This window comes from Amycolatopsis sp. NPDC049252 (assembly GCF_043197175.1).
Classification (GTDB): domain Bacteria; phylum Actinomycetota; class Actinomycetes; order Mycobacteriales; family Pseudonocardiaceae; genus Amycolatopsis.
On record NZ_JBICSQ010000014.1, the window covers coordinates 80,838 to 100,159 of the forward strand.

The window sequence follows — 19,322 nt, forward strand, 5'->3', positions numbered from 1 at the left end:
AAGGCCTCCTTACCGGCTCTTATGGCCGGTAAGGAGGCCTTCACGGCTTTCCAGCTGCGGGAGGAAGGTTAGACGCGCTTGAAGAGGAGGGCTCGTTTTACTTCCTGGATCGCCTTCGTCACCTGGATGCCGCGGGGGCAGGCGTCCGTGCAGTTGAACGTGGTGCGGCAGCGCCACACGCCCTCGCCGTCGTTCAGGATGTCCAGGCGTTCCTCCGCCCCCTCGTCGCGGGAGTCGAAGATGAAGCGGTGGGCGTTCACGATCGCCGCCGGGCCGAAGTACGAGCCGTCGTTCCAGTACACCGGGCACGACGATGTGCAGCAGGCGCACAGGATGCACTTCGTCGTGTCGTCGAACCGGTCGCGGTCCGCCTGCGACTGGATGCGCTCGCGCGTCGGCTCGTTGCCGTACGTGATCAGGTACGGCTTGATCGCGCGGTACGCCTCGAAGAACGGGTCCATGTCGACGTAGAGGTCCTTCAACGTCGTCAGGCCCTTGATCGGGGCGATCGTGATCGTCGTCGGCTTGCCCGAGGACGACAGCAGGTCCTTCATCAGGACCTTGCACGCCAGGCGGTTGATGCCGTTGATCTGCATCGCGTCCGAACCGCACACGCCGTGGGCGCACGAGCGGCGGAACGAGAACGTGCCGTCGATGTAGTCCTTGACGTAGAACAGCAGGTTCAGCAGCCGGTCGGTGCGCTGCGCCGGGACGTCGTAGGACTCCCAGTGCGGCTCCGTGTCGACCTCTGGGTTGAACCGCAGGATCTTCAGCGTGACCGTGATCGGGGTGTGCTCGTCAGACGCGGCGGGAGCGTCTTCGGTGGTGGCCGCAGTCATCAGTACTTCCGCTCCATCGGTTCGTAGCGGGTGAAGGTAACCGGCTTGTAGTCCAGCCGGATGTCCGAAGCGAGCGCCGTGCCCTGCTTGTACGCCATGGTGTGCCGCATGAAGTTCGTGTCGTCGCGGGTCGGGTAGTCCTCGCGGGCGTGGCCGCCGCGGGACTCCTTGCGCGCGATCGCGCCGACGACCAGCACCTCGGCCAGCTCCAGCAGGAAGCCCAGTTCGACGGCCTCGAGCAGGTCGGTGTTGTACCGCTTGCCCTTGTCCGCCACGGTGATCCGCTCGTAGCGGGCCTTCAGCGCCTGGATGTCGGTCAGCGCCTGCTTCAGCGTGTCCTCGGTCCGGTACACCGACGCGTGCGAGTCCATCGTCTGCTGCATTTCCTTGCGGATGTCGGCGACGCGCTCGTCACCGTGCTCCGACAGCAGGCCGGCCAGCTGCTCCTCGACCACCGTGGTCGGGTTCTCCGGCAGCTCGACGTGCTCGTGCGACAGCGCGTACTCCGCGGCGGCGATGCCGGCCCGGCGGCCGAAGACGTTGATGTCCAGCAGCGAGTTCGTGCCCAGCCGGTTCGAGCCGTGCACGGACACGCACGCGACCTCGCCCGCGGCGTACAGGCCGGGGATGACGTTCTCGTTGTCCCGCAACGCCTCGCCGTGGATGTTGGTCGGGATGCCGCCCATCACGTAGTGGCAGGTCGGGAACACCGGCACCGGCTCCTTGACCGGGTCGACGCCCAGGTAGGTCCGGGAGAACTCCATGATGTCCGGGAGCTTCGCGTTCAGCGTCTCCTCGGGGATGTGCGTGACGTCCAGGACGACGTAGTCCTTGTTCGGCCCGCACCCGCGCCCCTGCAGCACTTCCTGCACCATCGAGCGCGCCACGATGTCGCGCGGCGCGAGGTCCTTGATGGTGGGGGCGTAGCGCTCCATGAACCGCTCGCCGGACGCGTTGCGCAGGATCCCGCCCTCGCCGCGGACGGCTTCGGAGATCAGGATGCCCAGGCCGGCCAGGCCGGTCGGGTGGAACTGGAAGAACTCCATGTCCTCCAGCGGCAGGCCCTTGCGGAAGATGATGCCGAGGCCGTCACCGGTGAGGGTGTGCGCGTTCGACGTCGTCTTGAAGATCTTGCCGGCGCCGCCGGTGGCGAACACGATCGACTTCGCCTGGAAGACGTGCAGCTCGCCGGTGGCCAGCTCGTAGGCGACGACGCCGGACGCGACGGGGTTGCCGTCCTCGTCCGGGCTGGTGACGAGGTCGAGCACGTAGAACTCGTTGAAGAACTCCGTGCCGTACTTGACGCAGTTTTGGTACAGCGTCTGCAGGATCATGTGGCCGGTGCGGTCCGCGGCGTAGCAGGCGCGGCGCACCGCGGCCTTGCCGTGGTCACGGGTGTGCCCGCCGAAGCGGCGCTGGTCGATCTTGCCCTCGGGCGTGCGGTTGAACGGCAGGCCCATCTTCTCGAGGTCGAGGACCGCGTCGATGGCCTCCTTCGCCATGATCTCCGCGGCGTCCTGGTCGACCAGGTAGTCGCCGCCCTTGATCGTGTCGAAGGTGTGCCACTCCCAGTTGTCCTCTTCGACGTTCGCCAGCGCGGCGCACATGCCGCCCTGGGCCGCGCCGGTGTGGGACCGGGTCGGGTAGAGCTTGGTGAGGACCGCGGTGCGGGCGCGCTGGCCGGACTCGATGGCCGCGCGCATCCCGGCGCCACCGGCGCCGACGATCACCACGTCGTACTTGTGGAACTGCATGGTGGGAGGTCTCCGGGCTTCAGTTCGCGGGCATGTTCGGGTCGAACGTGAAGATCACCATGGTGCCGACGGCCAGGATCAGGACCATGGACACGTACAGCAGGATCTTCAGCCAGAACCGCGTGCTGTCCTTGCGGGCGTAGTCGTCGATGATGGTGCGCAGCCCGTTGCCGCCGTGGATCTCGGCGAGCCAGAGCATCGCCAGGTCCCAGAACTGCCAGAACGGGGACGCCCACCGGCCGGCGACGAAGCCCCAGTTGATCCGGTGCACACCGCCGTCGAGGATGTTCATGATCAGCAGGTGGCCCAGCACCAGGATGATCAGCGCGAGGCCGGAGATCCGCATGAACAGCCAGCTGTAGAGCTCGAAGTTGCTGCGGCGGGCGGCGGGGCGCTTCGGGGCGCGGGGGTTCGCGAGGGCGAGGTCGGCCATGTCAGTTACCCCCGAAGAGCGTTTCGACGGTGCGCTTCAGCATGAAGAACGCACCGGGGACCATCACGACGACCCAGACCACGCCGATCACCCACAGCATCGCCTTCTGCAGCTTCGGGCCCTTCGACCAGAAGTCGACGAGCATGACGCGGATGCCGTTGAGCGCGTGGAACAGCACCGCGCCGACCAGGCCCACCTCGAGGAGGTTGACGATCGGGGTCTTGTAGGTCTCGATGACCTGGTCGTAGGTGTTCGGCGACACGCGCACCAGCGCGGTGTCGAGCACGTGCACGAACAGGAAGAAGAACGTGAGCACGCCGGTGATGCGGTGCAGCACCCAGGACCACATGCCGGGGTCGCCCCGGTAGAAGGTCCCCTGCCGGCGTGAGGCACCCGCCCGATCGCTCGCCCCTGCCTCCGGGGCAGTGCTCGCCGTGGTGGACATCGGTGAACGGCCTCCAACGTCTGACTTGTGCCCGGGTGACCGGTGAGGTCCGCACTGATCGTCGCTGGTCCACTGGGGACGAACTACGGCGGCAATGCCGAGATCAAGGGTCATCGAGCGTGGATGCAAAGGATGCTAGACCCGCCTCGGACGGACGGCTTACCTCCGGGTTCCCCTCTGTGATGGACCAGACACCGGAGTGGGGCCAGGTCCACCCGGCGGTGTGGTCTGGAGCACACGGGTGACGGCTTTCGGGGCGCCGCAGCGGGTATCGGCGTGACCTGCGCCGCCGGTGCCCCGATGTGGGCGCCGTCACAGCCGATCGGGGTCCACTGTGGACGCTGGGTGGCGTTGCGGGGTCGGTTCGCTCGCTCGGCGGACGCCCGGTCGGGTGGTGGCCGAGGTCTCATGCGGCGCACGAATACGCACGAGGTTCGGCGGGCCGGCTGGTGGCCCGCGTCTGTGGTGGGTGACCGCGACGGTGGGCCATCGGGTGCGGGTGGTTCGGGGGTGACCCGGGTTCCTGGACGGCCGGGTGGTGGCGGCCGGGTGGCGGGTGAAAGCGCGAGTGGTCCCGGGTGGTGACCCCGGTCTGCGGAGGGCCGAGGTGGTGCCCGCGCGGGCGGTGGCCCGCCCGGCGATCACCGACCGTGGTTCCCGAACGGCGGCCAAGCGCCGCGCCTGCCCCCTTGAGCCTGTCGTCTCACTGGGTGACCGTGCTGGCCGTCGATCACGGACGCCCGGCACAATCGGTGACGTCCGGCGGTATTTCGGCCGTCCCGACCCCCGCGAACCCGGCAAAAGTGGCGAGCGGTCAGCCCGATGATCACGTTGGGTATACATCCGGTCGCGCGTGCGACTCGTGAGTAAACGTTTGTGTTACGTAGCGTGCCTTTCCTATGGCGCATTCCTGTCCGTTGGGTACGGTCTGGCGGTCGACCCGGCAGTTGGGCCGGGACGCGCCCTTGACCATCCGCTGGATCAGCGGGGAGGGAGACACACGTTGCGTCGCATGCGTGGAACCGCGCTGGCCGCCGTGGCCATGGCCGGGGTGCTCACCCTGGCCGGGTGCGCCAAGGACTCGAGCGGTGGTAGCAGCAACAACAGCGCCGCGCCTTCGTCGGGCGGTTCGGACTGCGTGACCGCGCAGAAGCCGCCCGCCGCGCCCGCCGCGTCGAGCAGCACCGCCGCCGCCGGTGGCAAGGTCGACGGCAGCAAGCTGAAGATCGGCCTGGCCTTCGACGTCGGCGGCCGGGGTGACGCGTCCTTCAACGACGCCGCCGCCGCGGGCACCGACAAGGCCAAGTCCGACCTGGGCGTGACGACGGTCAACGAGAGCACCGCGTCCGCCAGCGAGGCCGAGTCGGCCAAGCAGCAGCGCCTCGACCAGATGGCTTCGCAGGGCCTGAACCCGATCGTCGCGGTCGGCTTCGCCTACGCCGACTCCGTCAAGGCCGTCGCCGCCAAGTACCCGAACACCAAGTTCGCCATCGTCGACGACGACTCGATCACGCTGCCGAACGTGACGCCGCTGGTCTTCGCCGAGGAGCAGGGCTCGTTCCTGGCCGGCGTCGCCGCCGCGTACAAGAGCAAGAGCTGCCACATCGGCTTCGTCGGCGGTGTCAACACCCCGCTGATCCAGAAGTTCGAGGCCGGCTACCTGCAGGGTGCGAAGACCGTTTCGTCCAAGATCAAGATCGAGGACGAGTACCTCACGCCGGCCGGTGACTTCTCCGGGTTCCAGGACCCGCCGAAGGGCAACGCGAAGGCGCAGGCCGAGATCGCCAAGGGCGCGGACGTCGTCTACCACGCCGCCGGCGCCTCCGGTAAGGGTGTCTTCGACGCCGCCAAGTCGGGCAACGCGCTGGCCATCGGCGTCGACTCCGACCAGTACAACCAGAAGACCGTCGCGGCCGACAAGGACGTCATCATCACGTCCATGCTCAAGCGCGTCGACGTCGCGGTGTTCTCCTACATCGAGGCGGTCGCCAAGGGTGACCTGACGACCCTGCCGAAGCGGTTCGACCTCAAGGTCGACGGCGTCGGCTACGCCACCTCCGGTGGCAAGGTCGACGACATCAAGGACGTCCTGGACGGGTACAAGGCCCAGATCATCTCGGGCGCGATCACCGTTTCGGACAAGCCGCAGAAGTAGCTCACTACGCGCCGGGGCTCGGAGGGATTTCCCTCCGAGCCCTGACGTGTTTAACGAGATATGGAACTCTCCCGCCCATGAGCACTGCCGAGGCCCCGGCCGCGGCCGTCCCCGACCGGGGCGTGCCCGCCGTCCAGCTGACCGGGATCACCAAACGTTTCCCTGGCGTGGTGGCCAACTCCGACGTCAACCTCACCGTCGCCGCCGGCGAGGTGCACGCCATCTGTGGTGAGAACGGCGCCGGCAAGTCCACCCTGATGAAGATCCTCTACGGCATGCAGCCGCCGGACGAGGGCACCATCGCGATCAACGGCGACGAGGTGAGACTGCGCAACCCGCAGGACGCCATCCGCGCCGGCATCGGCATGGTGCACCAGCACTTCATGCTCGCCGACAACCTCACCGTCGGCGAGAACGTCTTCCTCGGCGCCGAGGGCCTGCACGGCATCGGCCGCGCCGCCCGCGCCCGGCTGGCGGAGCTCGCGCAGCGGACCGGCCTGCACGCGAAGCCGGAGACGCTGCTGGAGGAGCTCGGCGTCGCCGACCGCCAGCGCGTCGAGATCGTCAAGGTGCTCTACCGCGGCGCCAAGATCATCATCCTGGACGAGCCGACCGCGGTGCTCGTGCCGCAGGAGGTGGACGCGCTCTTCGCGACCGTCCGGGAGATGAAGGCCGACGGTTACACCTTCCTCTTCATCTCGCACAAGCTCGACGAGGTGCGCGCGATCGCCGACACCGTCACGGTGATCCGGCGCGGCACCACCGTCGGCACGGCCGACCCGAAGACCATCACCTCGCGCCAGCTCGCCGAGATGATGGTCGGCTCCGAGCTGCCCAGCCCGGAGACCCGCGAGTCCACCGTCACCGACCGGGCCGTGCTGCGGCTGACCGGGCTGACGCTGGGCGCCGAGGGCTCCGACCGCAACGCGCTCGACGACATCACCTTCACCGTGCGCGCGGGCGAGGTGCTCGGCGTCGCCGGGGTCGAGGGCAACGGCCAGACCGAGCTCGTCGAGACCATCATGGGCATGCGCAAGGCGTCCGGCGGCACCATCGAACTGGTCGACGCGGACGGCAAGGCGCGCGACCTGACGAAGGCGGGCACGCTGGCGCGCCGCGAAGCCGGCATCGGGTACATCGCCGAAGACCGCACGCGGCACAGCCTGCTGCTCACGCAACCGTTGTGGGTCAACCGGATGCTCGGCTACCAGACCCGCGAACCAGTCTCCAAAGGACAGTTGCTCGACATCGCGGGCACCCGCGCGGACACCGAGCGGATCGTGCGCGAGTACGACGTCCGCACGCCGGGTATCGACGTCCCGGCCGCGGCGCTTTCGGGTGGCAACCAGCAGAAGCTGATCGTCGGCCGCGAACTGTCCGGCAATCCGGTGCTGCTCATCGCCTCGCACCCGACCCGCGGCGTCGACGTCGGCGCGCAGGCGCTGATCTGGGAGAACATCCGCCAGGCCCGCGCCGCCGGCCTCGCCGTGCTGTTGATCTCGGCCGACCTCGACGAGCTCATCGGCCTGTCCGACACGATCCGCGTCATGCTGCGCGGGCGGCTCGTCAGCGAGGCCGACCCCGCCACCGTGACGCCGCAGGAACTGGGCTCGGCGATGACCGGCGCAGGAGAGGGTGACGAAGAATGACCTCCTGGCGCACGAAACTGCTGCCACCGCTGCTGGCGATCGCGTTCGCCGTGCTGCTGTCGGCGATCGCGCTGATCATCTCGGGGGCCGACCCGCTGCAGGCGTACGGCACCATGATCGGCCAGATGTTCAAGGGCTCGACCGCGGTCGACACCGTGAACCTCGCGACCGTGTACTACCTGTCCGGGCTCGCGGTCGCCATCGGCTTCCAGATGAACCTCTTCAACATCGGCGTCGAGGGCCAGTACCGGTTCGCCGCGGTCGTCGCGGCCATCGCCGGTGGCGCGCTGAACCTGCCGCCGGTGATCCACACGCTGGTCATCATCATCGTCGCGGTCGTCGCCGGCGCCTTCTACGCGGCCATCCCGGCGGTCCTGAAGGTCACCCGCGGGGTGAGCGAGGTGATCGCGACGATCATGCTGAACTCGATCGTCGGCGGGATCATCGCCTTCCTCATCAACGCCGACCAGTTCGGCGTGCAGCGGGGCAACAACATCGGGACCCGGGAGATCGCGCCGTCCGGCCGGATCCCGGGCATCCCGCTCGGCTCGGGCACGCTCTTCGGCTTCGTGGTCATCGCCGTGATCATCGGCGCCGCCTACTGGTTCATGCTCAACCGCACGCGGTTCGGCTTCGAGCTCAAGGCGTCCGGCGAGTCGACCACCGCGGCCGCCGCGGGTGGGGTCAACGCCAAGAAGATGACGCTGATCGCGATGGTGCTCTCGGGTGGCGTCGCCGGCCTGGTCGCGATGCCGGAGCTGCTCGGCCGCGACTACACCTACGGCATCACCTCGACCCAGATGTACGGCTTCACCGGCATCGCGGTCGCGCTGCTGGGCCGCAACCACCCCGGCGGCATCGCGCTCGGCGCGCTGCTGTGGGCGTTCCTCGACACCTCGGCGGTGTCGCTGGAGCAGATCAACGTGTCCAAGGAGATCGCGACGATCATGCAGGGCATCATCGTGCTGTCGGTCGTCGTGGCGTACGAGATCGTGCGGCGTGCCGACCTGGCCGCCGAACAACGCCGAGTCGGCCGCGCCCTCAGCGGCAAGAGCGCTTCGGTCGCCGGGGGAGGTGCCGTCTGATGGCCGTCACCGACATCTCCCGGCCCGACGCGGGCAGCCCCGGCGCCATGCCGGTGCACCGCAAGCGGTCCCGCATCCCCGGCTGGCTCCGCGGGGTCATCTGGGCCGTGATCGCCATCGCCGTGATCTCGACGGCGTCCTACTCCACCGGCGTCTCCGCGCTGACGTCGTCCAACACCGCGTCGACGGCGTTGCGCCTGGCGCTGCCGATCCTGCTGTGCGCGCTCGGCGGCCTCTGGGCCGAACGCGCCGGCGTCGTCAACATCGGTCTCGAGGGCATGATGATCCTCGGGACCTGGGGCGCCGCCTGGGGTTCGTACAACGGCGGCGTCTGGGCCGGCCTGCTGGCCGCGATCGCGTTCGGCGCGCTGGGCGGGCTGCTGCACGCGGTGGCGACGGTGACGTTCAACGTCAACCACATCGTCTCCGGCGTCGCGATCAACCTGCTGGGCCTCGGCGTCACGAAGTACCTGGCGAACCTGGTCTTCGAGCCGCTGTCGGGCAACCCGCGGCAGTCCCCGGTGGTGCCGAAGTTCGACACCTACTCCGCGAGCGGCCTCTCCGACTGGCTCGGTGACCTCGAGAAGGAGCAGCGCGTCGGGATCTCCGACGTCGCCGGCATCCTGCGCGGCCTGGTCACCGAGGTGGCGCCGCTGACGATGATCGCGATCGTCCTGGTGCCGGTGAGCTTCTGGGTGCTGTGGCGTACGCGCTTCGGCCTGCGGCTGCGCTCGTGCGGCGAGAACCCGGTGGCCGCGGAGTCCCTCGGTGTCAACGTCTACCGGCACAAGTACGTCGCGATGCTGATCTCGGGCGCGTTCGCCGGGATGGGTGGGGCGTCGCTGGTGCTGCTGCGCGGTGGCGCGGACTACCTGGAGAACCAGACCAACGGCCGCGGGTACATCGGCCTCGCGGCGATGATCTTCGGCAACTGGCGCCCGGGCGGCCTCCTCGGCGGCGCGGCGCTGTTCGGTTACGCGGACGGCCTGCAGCTCTCCGGCGGGGGCGAAGCGGTGCTCGCGCTCCTGTACGGCGCGGTGATCCTGGTCGCCGTGATCGTCGTCGTCCAGCTGTTCCGCCGTCAGTGGATCGCGGCCGGTCTCGGCGTCGTCGGCGCCGGGGTGCTGTACCTGATCTACTGGTCCAACGACACGCTGCCGTCGGACCTGATCCCGTACACCGCGCACTTCGTGACGCTGATCGTGCTCGCCGTCGCTTCGCAGCGGCTGCGGCCGCCGAAGGCCGACGGGCAGCCGTACCGGCGGGGTGAGGACTGATGACGTCCACTGTGTCCTCTGTGGACTGGGACGCGCTGCGTTCTCGCGCGATTGACGCGGCTTCCCATGCGTACGCGCCTTATTCGGGCCTGCACGTCGGCGTCGCCGGGATCGTGGACGACGGCCGGGTGGTCGTCGGCTGCAACGTCGAGAACGCGTCCTACGGGCTCGGGCTCTGCGCGGAGTGCACGATGGCCGGCCAGCTGCGGCTGTCCGGCGGCGGCAAGCTGGTCGCCGTCGCGTGCCGCAGCGGTGCCGGTGACCTGCTGATGCCGTGTGGCCGGTGCCGTCAGATCCTGTTCGAGCTGGGCGGATCCGCTTGCCTGGTGGACACGCCGAGCGGCATCTTGCCGATGTCGGACGTGCTGCCGGACGCCTTCGGGCCGGACGACCTCCCGTGAGCGAGTTCGCGGCGGTCGACGTCATCCGGGTGAAACGCGACGGCGGCCGGCTTTCGGACGAGCAGATCGACTGGGTCGTCGACGCCTACACCCACGGCGTGGTCGCCGAGGAACAGATGTCGGCGCTGGCGATGGCGATCTTCCTGCGGGGCATGGACTCCGGCGAGATCTCCCGCTGGACCGGCGCGATGATCGCGTCCGGGGAACGGCTCTCCCTGGACGTGTCCCGCCCGACCGTCGACAAGCACTCGACGGGCGGTGTCGGCGACAAGATCACGCTGCCGCTGGCGCCGCTGGTGGCCGCGTGCGGCGCGGCCGTGCCGCAGCTGTCCGGGCGCGGGCTCGGGCACACCGGTGGCACGCTCGACAAGCTGGAGTCCATCCCCGGCTGGCGGGCTTCCCTGACGACGGCGGAGATCCAGGCTCAGCTGGAGGACGTCGGCGCGGTGGTCTGCGCGGCGACGTCCGGGCTCGCCCCGGCGGACAAGAAGCTGTACGCGCTGCGGGACGTCACCTCGACGGTCGAGTCGATCCCGCTGATCGCCAGCTCGATCATGAGCAAGAAGATCGCGGAGGGCGCGTCCGGGCTGGTCCTGGACGTGAAGTTCGGGTCCGGCGCGTTCATGAAGACACTCGAGCAGGCGCGGACCTTGGCTTCGACGTTGACGTCGATCGGCGTCGACCACGGCGTCCCGACGACGGCGCTGCTGACCGACATGAACGTCCCGCTGGGGCGCGCGGTGGGCAACGCGGTCGAGGTCGCGGAGTCGGTCGAGGTGCTGCAGGGCGGTGGCCCGTCGGACGTCGTCGAGCTGACCTTGGCGCTGGCGAGGGAAATGCTCGCGCTGGCCGGTATCTCGACGGACCCGGCCGAGGTGCTGGCGTCGGGCGAGGCGTACGAGACGTGGTGCCGGATGATCTCGGCCCAGGGCGGGGACCCGTCGGCGCCGCTGCCGAAGCCGTCGCACGTCCACACGGTGGTCGCCCCGGCTTCGGGTGTGCTCGCTTCGCTGGACGCGTACGCGGTGGGCGTCGCGTCGTGGCGGCTGGGCGCGGGCCGGGCCCGCAAGGAGGACCCGGTCCAGGCCGCGGCCGGCATCCTGTGCCTGGCGAAGCCCGGCGAGGCTGTCACCGAGGGTGAGCCGCTGCTGGAACTGCACACGGACACGCCCTCCGCGGTCCCCGCGGCCCTGGCCGCCCTCGAAGGCGCTTACTCGGTCGCCTCGGCGGCGTCCGCGCCGGACCCGATCGTCCGGGAGACGATCCGCGGCGAGGTGTGATGATCATCGCGAAGATGATCACCCGTCCGAGTGACTCTTGACGCGAAGAGGCCCCCACCGGCATGCCGGTGGGGGCCTCTTCGTTCGTGCTGCTTACTCCGTGGGCTCCTCCGAGCCTTCGCCCGGCTTGGCCTTGGCGTCGGCCGGCTTCGGCGCGCGGCCGTTGCGCGAGCTGCGGCGCGGCTGGCGCGGGGCCGGCGGCGGGGGCGAGATCTGCTGCACCGCGGGGCCGCCGCCGAGCATCAGCTCCGCGAACGTCGCCATCGCCTCGTCGAGCTGGCCGCCGATGCGGCGAACGCTCTCGTCGTTGCTCTTGCGGACCAGCGTGTCGACCGAGTCGGTGTCCGGCTGCTTCGACAGCGTGCCCTCGACCTTGGACAGCCCGGCCTTGAGCGCGCCGTCGAGGTCGCCGATGCCGGAGAGGAAGCCGTCCTCCACCTTGTCGAGGCGGCCGGCCAGGTCGTCGAGGCGGGTGGTGACCGTCTCGAGGCGGTTGCCGAGCTTCTCCAGGCGGTCCGACGCGTCGATCATCTCGCCGGTCTCGGTCAGCGCGACCTTGAGCGCCTCGGTGTTCGCGCCGATCCGCTCGCCGGTGACGCGGTCCAGCTCGCCGATGCGCTCCTGCGTGACGCGGCTCAGTTCGTCGACCTTGCCCCGCAGCTCGTGGTCGGCGTGGTCGACGCGGTCGCGCAGCGACGCCTCGGCCTGCTCGATCCGCTCGCGGACCGGGCCGTGCACCGACTGCGGGATCGAGTCGAGCTTCGCGTCCTGCTTGTCGAGGTGACTGCCGACCTCGTCGATCCGGCGGTGGATGTTCTGGAGCTTGTCCTCGAGTCCGTCCATCCGGCCCGCGACGCCTTCGAAGCGCGCGGCCATGCCGTCGAGGCGGCCGTCGAGCTGCGCGAACGGCTTGGCCAGCTTGTCGACGATGCTCTCGACGGCGCGGGTCAGCGCGGCGATGGCGTTGTCCTGGGCCTCCAGCCGGGACATCGTCTCGTCGAGGCGCTCGGCCAGGACGCTGACCTCGGTGCGGTCGGGCATCTCGGAGAGCCGCTTGCGGACCGCGCCCAGCGAGTCCACCGGCGCGAGGCGGGCGTAGATGTCGTCGAGCGCGTCGAAGATCTGCTGCTGCTCGCTCTCACGCACTTCGGCCGCGCGCACCAGCATGTTGCGCATCCGGTCGAAGGACGGGGCGGCAATGTGGTTGTCAGTGGTCACTGCTGTGTGTCCTTCGTCGGCGGGGAAATGGAGGGACGTGCCACGAAGCTTAACGATTGCGAAATTGCTGTGCGTATGGCCCCCGTGAAGCGGGTATTGCGGAGGCCGCCCCCGGATGGCCGATTCGTTACCTGATCCTCGACGCTCAGGGTTAGCCCGAGGCTGAGGGTTACGGCCATGTAGGGGAATGACAACGAGGTTACCGTTGGGGGATGCCCGACGAAACCCCTGATCTGCCCATCGAGACGCTCCGCCGCGCGCCCAAGGTGCTGCTGCACGACCACCTGGACGGCGGCCTCCGGCCGTCGACCGTGGCCGAGCTCGCCGACGCCACCGGTTATGCCGGCCTGCCCACCACCGACGCCGCCGAGCTGGGCAGCTGGTTCCGCCGAGCGGCCGATTCCGGCTCACTCGTGTCCTACCTCGAGACCTTCGCGCACACGTGCGGTGTGATGCAGACGGAGGAATCCCTGGTCAGGGTCGCCGCGGAAGCTGTCGAAGACCTGGCCGCCGACGGCGTCGTCTACGCCGAGGTGCGCTACGCACCGGAGTTGTTCGTCGAACGCGGTCTGTCACTCGATGCGGTGGTTGAGGCTGTCCAGGCGGGGTTCACGGAGGGCACACGGCGCGTGGCCGCGGCCGGCGGTTCGATCCGCATCGGGACGTTGCTCTGCGCGATGCGCCAGCACGCCAGGGCCCTCGAGATCGCGAACCTGGCGGTCCGCTACCGCGACGCCGGCGTCGCCGGGTTCGACATCGCCGGACCGGAGGACGGATTTCCGCCGACCCGCAATCTCGACGCTTTCGAGTATTTGCGGCAGAACAATGCGCATTTCACCATTCACGCCGGTGAAGCGTTCGGCCTTCCGTCCATTTGGGAGGCGATTCAGCACTGCGGCGCCGAACGGCTGGGGCACGGCGTGCGGATCATCGAGGACATCAAGAGCGACGCCGACGGCACGGTCCACCTTGGACGGTTGGCCGCCTATGTCCGTGACCGCCGCATCCCGCTGGAGATCTGCCCGACGTCGAACGTCCAAACAGGCGCCGCGCGCTCGATCGCCGAGCACCCCATCGGGCTGCTGGCGAAGCTGCGCTTCCGGGTGACCGTCAACACGGACAACCGGCTGATGAGCGGATGCACGATGACCAGCGAATTCGCCACGCTGCACGAGACCTTCGGCTATGGCCTGGACGAGCTGCGCTGGTTCACGATCAATGCGATGAAATCCGCCTTCATCGATTTTGACTCCCGTCTCGCGCTGATCGACGACGTGATCAAGCCCGGGTACGCCGCGCTGAGCTGACCTGCCGGCTCGCGGACCGTGGCCGCCGATCGGTGGTTGCGGTCCTTAGGCACGACAACTATCGTTCACCATGTAGGAAGTTGTTCTCAGATATTGAGACGGTGACGACGATGGCGCAGGTCGCGGACGGTTCGGTCGAGCAGGTGCAGGCGAGTTCACGACGGTGGCTCATCCTCGCGCTCGGCCTCGCCGCGCAGACCGCGAGCTGTTCGTTCCTCTACGGCCTCCCGTTCCTGGTCCCGGCCATGCGGGCGGCGGAAGGACTGACGCTGGCCCAGGCCGGGACGGTCGTCGCGGCCCCGAGCATCGGGCTGTTGTTCACCCTGATCGTGTGGGGCGCGGCTGCGGACCGTTACGGAGAGCGTCTGATCATGGCCCTCGGACTGGGGGCCTCGGGGTTACTCCTGGTGTACGCCGGGCTCGGCGCTCACTCGGTCGGGCTGCTCTTTGGGGTGTTCCTGGTGGCCGGTGCGTGCACGGCATCGGTGAACGCGGCGAGCGGCCGGGTCGTCATGGGCTGGTTCGCGAAGTCCGAGCGCGGGATCGCGATGGGGATCCGCCAGACGGCCCAGCCGCTGGGGGTCGGCGTCGCGGCGCTCGGGCTGCCGCCGCTGGCTTCGCACTTCGGGTTCCGCGCCGCGATGCTGCTGCCGGCCGGGCTGGCGATCGTCGTCGCGCTGCTGGTGGCCTGGCTCGTCACGGACCCGCCGCGGCCACCTCGGCCGGCTTCGGGTGAGAAGCCGCCTTCGCCGTACCGGCACGCGACGCTGTGGCGGGTGCACGGCGCGAGCGCGCTGCTGGTGGTCCCGCAGTTCGCGGTGTCTGCCTTCGCGCCGGTGTACCTGGTCGCGGTGCAGCACTGGAGCCCGCTGTCGGCGGGCTGGTACCTGGCGGTGGTCCAGGTCCTGGGCGCCGCGGGCCGGCTCGGGTCGGGCTGGTGGTCCGACCGCGTCGGCAGCCGGCTGCGTCCGATGCGGCAGCTCGCGGTGTTCAGCTGCCTGGTCATGCTGCTGGTGGCGCTGGGGGACACGACGTGGCCGTGGCTGGTGCTGCTCGCGCTGGCCCTGGCGGGGATCATCACGGTCGCCGACAACGGCCTCGGTTTCACGGCCTCGGCCGAGCTGGCCGGCCTGGCGTGGTCGGGGCGCGCGATGGGCACGCAGAACACGGGCCAGAACATCGCGGCATCGCTCACGCCGCCCCTGCTCGGCCTGGTCATCGGCGACAGCCGCTACGCGCTGGCCTTCTGCGTCGCGGCGATCTTCCCGGCGCTGGCGATCGCCGTGGTCCCGACCCGCGCAGAACGCCCCACCCCAGACTGACCCGCGTGTCGTCCGCCCAGGCACGCGTGTCGTCCGCTCAATCACGCGTGTCGTCCACCCAGGCACGCGTGTCGTCCGCTCAATTACGCGAGTCCGCCGTTCCGTCCGTACCTGGACGGACGACTCGCGTACCTGGACGGACGACACGCGTACCTGGATGGACGACACGACGAAGGCCGCCTCCCGGGCTCGGGAGGCGGCCTTCGTGAGGTCTGAGATCAGGCGACCGTCAGGCGGTTTTCGAACGTCTCCACCAGCTTGCGCCACGCGCTCTGCTCCGCGTCGAACGGGGCGCTCGGCTCGAGGCGCGTCGGGTCGGGACGCAGGACGAACGAGACCAGCCAGCCCAGGCTTTCGTTGCCCGCCAGCGCCGTCTCGGCCGTGTCGTCGCCCGCCCAGTCGGCCGCGTCCGTGATCAGCTCGACGGCCAGCTCCAGCTGCGTCGGGTCGATCGCCTCCGGGCCTTCCGCGATGTCGGCGTCGATGCCGGTGAGGACGTACGTGTTCTCCTGGTCGACCTCGATCTCGAGTTCGCCGGCGGTCGCCTTGGCGAGCACCTCTTCCCAGGTGGACACGTCGGCGAGGTCGGTGTCGGCGAGGTCCTTGCCGTCGGCCAGGGCCCGCGCCAGCGCCTTCTCGGACGTGTAGACGTCGATCTCGCCCTCGCTGCCGAGGAACACCGGCGCGTCGTCGAGGTAGCAGCGCAGCGTGTAGTACTCCGCGCCGGACGTGATGATCTTGATCGGGTCGATGCCGACCTCGGCCCAGAAGCCGACCGGGCCTTCGTCCTCGTCTTCTTCGTCGTCGTCCGCGTCGGCGGAGTCGATGGCCTCGAGGTCCTCTTCGCCCTCGGCGCCGGCTTCGGCCTCCGCGGACTCCTCGTGGAACGCCGCCAGCTCCTCGGCGGTCTGCTCCAGGACCTTCTCGTCGACGTCGGGCGCGGTCACCAGGCCGTCGATCGCGTCCAGGATCGTGTCCCACTTGGTCGACACCGTCTCGGACAGGTCGTTCCACACCTGGACGCCGACGCTCCCGGTGAACGGGAGGGTGCCCTGGTCGAGCAGCGAGAAGCCCTCGGTCGAGTCGAGGATCTCGTGGACCTCTTCGAGGTCGCAGACGTCGGCGAGCGAGCGGACGATGCCGATGATCTCGGCGAGCTCCGCGATGTGCCACATGTCCGGCTCTTCGGCGACGAGCTCGGGCACGCCGACGAGGTCGTACGTGTGGTCCTCGTCCGGGATCAGCTCCGGCACGTTCAGCGACGGCACGGCGTCCCACGCCGGGTGGTCCAGCAGGTCGTGGCGCTCGGAAGTGCGCACGAACGCGGCTAGGTGCGCCGCGTCCGGAAAGGCGTACAGGTCGTCCTCGTCGCCGAGGAACGCTTCCCACTCCTCGCCGTCTTCCCGCCAGCGCGGCGCCCACAGGGTGACGACGTCCCCCTGCGGCAGGCCGAGTTCGATCGGGATGATGTCCTGTGCCATTCCTAAGCCCTCCGGATTACCGCCCGTGTGCGCGCGAGACCGAATGTATCCCCCGGTCGATGCGCGGTACCGCGAAGCCTACGGGTTTACCACGCGCGACGCGATTGCCCCTGCCGACTTTGCGACGAGCGGATGGCACGATGGACGCCTGATGACTCTCACAGACCTCCTGCCTGCGGATCCCGACCCCGACACCCTGTTCGAAGCCTTCACGACCTGGACGGCCGAACGGGGCATCGAGCTGTACCCGGCGCAGGAGGAGGCGGTGATGGAGGTCGTCTCCGGATCGAACGTCATCCTCTCGACGCCGACCGGCTCCGGGAAGAGCCTCGTCGCCGTCGGCGCGCACTTCACCGCGCTCGCCCACGGCCGCCGCAGCTACTACACCGCGCCCATCAAAGCGCTCGTGTCGGAGAAGTTCTTCCAGCTCATCGAGATCTTCGGCGCGGACAACGTCGGGATGATGACCGGGGACTCCGCCGTCAACCCGGACGCGCCGATCATCTGCTGCACGGCCGAAATCCTGGCGAACATCGCGTTGCGGTTCGGCGCCGACGCCCCGGTCGGGCAGGTCGTGGCCGACGAGTTCCACTTCTACTCCGAGCCCGACCGCGGCTGGGCGTGGCAGGTGCCGATCCTCGAGCTGCCGAAGGCCCAGTTCGTCCTGATGTCGGCGACCCTGGGCGACGTGTCCTTCTTCGAGAAGGACCTCACGCGGCGCACCGGCAAGCCGACGGCGGTGGTCACGTCGGTGCAGCGCCCGGTGCCGCTGACCTTCCGGTACGCGCTGACCCCGCTGCACGAGACCATGTCCGAGCTGCTCAACGGCGGCCAGGCGCCGGTCTACGTCGTGCACTTCTCGCAGGCCGCGGCCATCGAGCGGGCGCAGACGCTGATGAGCATCAACGTCACGACCAAGGCGGAGAAGGAGGCCATCGCCGAGCTGCTCGGCGACTTCCGGTTCTCCGCCGGCTTCGGCAAGACGCTCTCGCGGCTGGTCCGCCACGGCATCGGCGTCCACCACGCCGGCATGCTGCCGAAGTACCGCCGACTGGTCGAGACCTTGGCCCAGTCCGGGCTGCTGAAGGTGATCTGCGGGACGGACACCCTCGGCGTCGGCATCAACGTACCAATCAGGACAGTGGTCTTCTCCGCGCTGACGAAGTACGACGGCGTCCGCCAGCGCCACCTCAAGGCGCGCGAGTTCCACCAGATCGCCGGCCGTGCCGGGCGCGCGGGCTACGACACCGACGGCTACGTCGTGGTGCAGGCGCCCGACCACGTCGTCGAGAACGCGAAGGCGCTGGAGAAGGCGGGCGACGACCCGAAGAAGAAAAAGAAGATCGTCCGGAAGAAGGCGCCGGAGGGCTTCGTCAACTGGACCGAGAGCACGTTCGACCGGCTGATCGCGGCCGAGCCCGAGCCGCTGACGTCCAGCTTCAAGGTCACGCACTCGATGCTGCTGAACGTGATCTCGCGGCCGGGCAACGCGTTCGACTCCATGCGCCACCTGCTGGAGGACAACCACGAGGACCGCGCGTCGCAGCGCAAGCTCATCCTGCGCGCCATCGCGATCTACCGCGCGCTGCTGTCCGCCGGGGTCGTCGAGCGGCTGCCCGAGCCGGACGAGCAGGGCCGGATCGTCCGGCTCACCGTCGACCTGCAGTTCGACTTCGCGCTCAACCAGCCCCTTTCGCCCTTCGCGCTGGCCGCGATCGAACTGTTCGACCTGGAGTCGCCGAGCTACCCGCTCGACGTCGTGTCCACTGTGGAATCCACTGTGGACAACCCGAGGCCCGTGCTGTCGCAGCAGCAGTTCAAGGCGCGCGGCGAGGCCGTCAACGCCATGAAGGCCGAAGGCATCGAGTACGACGAGCGCATGGAGCTGCTCGAGAACGTTTCGTACCCGAAGCCGCTGGAAGAGCTGCTGCAGGGCGCGTTCCAAAGCTACCGGCAGGGCCACCCGTGGGTCGACGACTACGAGCTGTCGCCGAAGTCGGTCGTGCGCGACATGTACGAGCGCGCGATGAACTTCGTCGAGTACATCGGTTTCTACCAGCTCGCGCGGTCGGAAGGCCTGGTGCTGCGCTACCTGGCGGACACCTACGACGCGCTGCGCCACACGGTGCCGGACGAGGCGAAGACCGAGCCGCTGCAGGACCTCATCGAGTGGCTGGGCGAGCTCGTCCGGCAGGTCGACTCCAGCTTGCTGGACGAGTGGGAAGCCTTGCGGCACCCGGACGAAGAAGGTCCGGTCTCCCAGCGGCCGCCGTCCGAACCGCCGGCCGTCACGCGCAACGAGCGCGCGTTCCGCGTCCTGGTGCGCAACGAGCTGTTCCGCCGGGTCGAGCTGTTCGGGCGCCGGGCGTGGAACGTGCTGGGCGAGCTGGACGCGGCGTCCGGCTGGGACGCCGAGGCCTGGGAAGACGCGATCGGGGACTACTTCGAGGAGTACGACTCGCTCGGTACCGGCCCGGACGCGCGCGGCCCGGCGCTGCTGATGATCGAGCAGCAGCCGGACGTCTGGAAGGTCCGCCAGATCTTCGACGACCCGGCGGGCGACCACGACTGGGGCATCAGCGCGGAGGTCGACCTGGCCGCGTCCGACGAGGCCGGCTCGGCCGTGGTCCGCGTGACCGAGGTGGGTGCGCACTAGAGCGTTGCCTTTTCCTGACT

The 19,322-nt window shown here is 69.2% G+C and carries 15 protein-coding genes; 9 read left to right on the plus strand and 6 right to left on the minus strand.

Going from position 1 to position 19,322, the window contains the following annotated elements:
• Positions 1-68: 68 nt before the first annotated feature.
• Genes ACGFMK_RS18680 through sdhC form a run of 4 tightly spaced genes read right to left on the minus strand, consistent with a single transcriptional unit; the run spans position 69 to position 3,471 of the window.
• Positions 69-839 (minus strand): succinate dehydrogenase iron-sulfur subunit, encoded by a 771-nt coding sequence (locus ACGFMK_RS18680; protein ID WP_392764354.1) that lies wholly within the window; start codon positions 837-839, stop codon positions 69-71.
• Entirely contained in the window at positions 839-2,593 is a 1,755-nt protein-coding gene (gene sdhA, locus ACGFMK_RS18685) for a succinate dehydrogenase flavoprotein subunit (protein ID WP_392764357.1), read from the minus strand. Before sdhA ends, ACGFMK_RS18680 begins: the two co-directional genes overlap by 1 nt.
• Before the next feature lie 19 nt (positions 2,594-2,612).
• Complete coding sequence (locus ACGFMK_RS18690; RefSeq protein WP_247060758.1) at positions 2,613-3,026, minus strand: succinate dehydrogenase hydrophobic membrane anchor subunit; 414 nt, start codon at positions 3,024-3,026, stop codon at positions 2,613-2,615.
• A gap of 1 nt (position 3,027) precedes the next feature.
• Positions 3,028-3,471 (minus strand): succinate dehydrogenase, cytochrome b556 subunit, encoded by a 444-nt coding sequence (sdhC, locus tag ACGFMK_RS18695; RefSeq protein WP_285456018.1) that lies wholly within the window; start codon positions 3,469-3,471, stop codon positions 3,028-3,030.
• 1,012 nt (positions 3,472-4,483) lie between these two features.
• Between sdhC and ACGFMK_RS18700 the strand changes: the two genes are divergently transcribed.
• From ACGFMK_RS18700 to ACGFMK_RS18725, 6 genes are all read left to right on the plus strand, one after another.
• Complete coding sequence (locus tag ACGFMK_RS18700) at positions 4,484-5,626, plus strand: BMP family protein (RefSeq protein WP_392764361.1); 1,143 nt, start codon at positions 4,484-4,486, stop codon at positions 5,624-5,626.
• A 77-nt stretch (positions 5,627-5,703) separates the two neighbouring features.
• Positions 5,704-7,275 (plus strand): ABC transporter ATP-binding protein, encoded by a 1,572-nt coding sequence (locus ACGFMK_RS18705; protein ID WP_392764363.1) that lies wholly within the window; start codon positions 5,704-5,706, stop codon positions 7,273-7,275.
• On the plus strand, positions 7,272-8,360 hold the full coding sequence (locus tag ACGFMK_RS18710) for an ABC transporter permease (protein WP_392764365.1): 1,089 nt from the start codon (positions 7,272-7,274) through the stop codon (positions 8,358-8,360). The genes ACGFMK_RS18705 and ACGFMK_RS18710 overlap by 4 nt, the downstream gene beginning before the upstream one ends.
• The gene (locus tag ACGFMK_RS18715; RefSeq protein WP_392764368.1) at positions 8,360-9,637 is read left to right on the plus strand and encodes an ABC transporter permease; all 1,278 of its coding nucleotides are present in this window, start codon (positions 8,360-8,362) and stop codon (positions 9,635-9,637) included. Before ACGFMK_RS18710 ends, ACGFMK_RS18715 begins: the two co-directional genes overlap by 1 nt.
• The gene (locus tag ACGFMK_RS18720; RefSeq protein ID WP_392764371.1) at positions 9,637-10,038 is read left to right on the plus strand and encodes a cytidine deaminase; all 402 of its coding nucleotides are present in this window, start codon (positions 9,637-9,639) and stop codon (positions 10,036-10,038) included. Before ACGFMK_RS18715 ends, ACGFMK_RS18720 begins: the two co-directional genes overlap by 1 nt.
• The gene (locus tag ACGFMK_RS18725; RefSeq protein WP_392764373.1) at positions 10,035-11,318 is read left to right on the plus strand and encodes a thymidine phosphorylase; all 1,284 of its coding nucleotides are present in this window, start codon (positions 10,035-10,037) and stop codon (positions 11,316-11,318) included. The genes ACGFMK_RS18720 and ACGFMK_RS18725 overlap by 4 nt, the downstream gene beginning before the upstream one ends.
• Positions 11,319-11,411: 93 nt before the next feature.
• Here the strand turns inward: ACGFMK_RS18725 and ACGFMK_RS18730 are convergent, their stop codons facing one another.
• Positions 11,412-12,536, minus strand: coding sequence for a PA containing protein (locus ACGFMK_RS18730; protein WP_392764374.1), 1,125 nt, complete (start codon positions 12,534-12,536; stop codon positions 11,412-11,414).
• Between the two features lie 212 nt (positions 12,537-12,748).
• On the opposite strand from ACGFMK_RS18730, the gene ACGFMK_RS18735 reads away from it, so the two are divergent.
• On the plus strand, positions 12,749-13,843 hold the full coding sequence (locus tag ACGFMK_RS18735) for an adenosine deaminase (protein ID WP_392764378.1): 1,095 nt from the start codon (positions 12,749-12,751) through the stop codon (positions 13,841-13,843).
• Between the two features lie 110 nt (positions 13,844-13,953).
• Positions 13,954-15,165 carry an MFS transporter gene (locus ACGFMK_RS18740; RefSeq protein ID WP_392764551.1) on the plus strand — a complete coding sequence of 404 codons (1,212 nt, stop codon included), beginning with the start codon at positions 13,954-13,956 and terminating at the stop codon, positions 15,163-15,165.
• A gap of 218 nt (positions 15,166-15,383) precedes the next feature.
• On the opposite strand, the gene ACGFMK_RS18745 is transcribed toward ACGFMK_RS18740, so the two are convergent.
• Positions 15,384-16,646, minus strand: coding sequence for a primosomal protein (locus ACGFMK_RS18745; protein ID WP_392764381.1), 1,263 nt, complete (start codon positions 16,644-16,646; stop codon positions 15,384-15,386).
• 151 nt (positions 16,647-16,797) lie between these two features.
• Between ACGFMK_RS18745 and ACGFMK_RS18750 the strand changes: the two genes are divergently transcribed.
• Positions 16,798-19,302: a DEAD/DEAH box helicase gene (locus tag ACGFMK_RS18750; RefSeq protein WP_392764383.1), complete on the plus strand. Its 2,505-nt coding sequence runs from the start codon at positions 16,798-16,800 to the stop codon at positions 19,300-19,302.
• The last annotated feature ends 20 nt before the right edge of the window (positions 19,303-19,322 follow it).

Coding starts and splice junctions, on each gene's coding strand:
- ACGFMK_RS18680 (WP_392764354.1), bottom strand. CDS start 839: ATGACTGCGGCCACCACCGAAGACGCTCCCGCCGCGTCTGACGAGCAC.
- sdhA (WP_392764357.1), bottom strand. CDS start 2,593: ATGCAGTTCCACAAGTACGACGTGGTGATCGTCGGCGCCGGTGGCGCC.
- ACGFMK_RS18690 (WP_247060758.1), bottom strand. CDS start 3,026: ATGGCCGACCTCGCCCTCGCGAACCCCCGCGCCCCGAAGCGCCCCGCC.
- sdhC (WP_285456018.1), bottom strand. CDS start 3,471: ATGTCCACCACGGCGAGCACTGCCCCGGAGGCAGGGGCGAGCGATCGG.
- ACGFMK_RS18700 (WP_392764361.1), top strand. CDS start 4,484: ATGCGTGGAACCGCGCTGGCCGCCGTGGCCATGGCCGGGGTGCTCACC.
- ACGFMK_RS18705 (WP_392764363.1), top strand. CDS start 5,704: ATGAGCACTGCCGAGGCCCCGGCCGCGGCCGTCCCCGACCGGGGCGTG.
- ACGFMK_RS18710 (WP_392764365.1), top strand. CDS start 7,272: ATGACCTCCTGGCGCACGAAACTGCTGCCACCGCTGCTGGCGATCGCG.
- ACGFMK_RS18715 (WP_392764368.1), top strand. CDS start 8,360: ATGGCCGTCACCGACATCTCCCGGCCCGACGCGGGCAGCCCCGGCGCC.
- ACGFMK_RS18720 (WP_392764371.1), top strand. CDS start 9,637: ATGACGTCCACTGTGTCCTCTGTGGACTGGGACGCGCTGCGTTCTCGC.
- ACGFMK_RS18735 (WP_392764378.1), top strand. CDS start 12,749: ATGCCCGACGAAACCCCTGATCTGCCCATCGAGACGCTCCGCCGCGCG.
- ACGFMK_RS18740 (WP_392764551.1), top strand. CDS start 13,954: ATGGCGCAGGTCGCGGACGGTTCGGTCGAGCAGGTGCAGGCGAGTTCA.
- ACGFMK_RS18745 (WP_392764381.1), bottom strand. CDS start 16,646: ATGGCACAGGACATCATCCCGATCGAACTCGGCCTGCCGCAGGGGGAC.
- ACGFMK_RS18750 (WP_392764383.1), top strand. CDS start 16,798: ATGACTCTCACAGACCTCCTGCCTGCGGATCCCGACCCCGACACCCTG.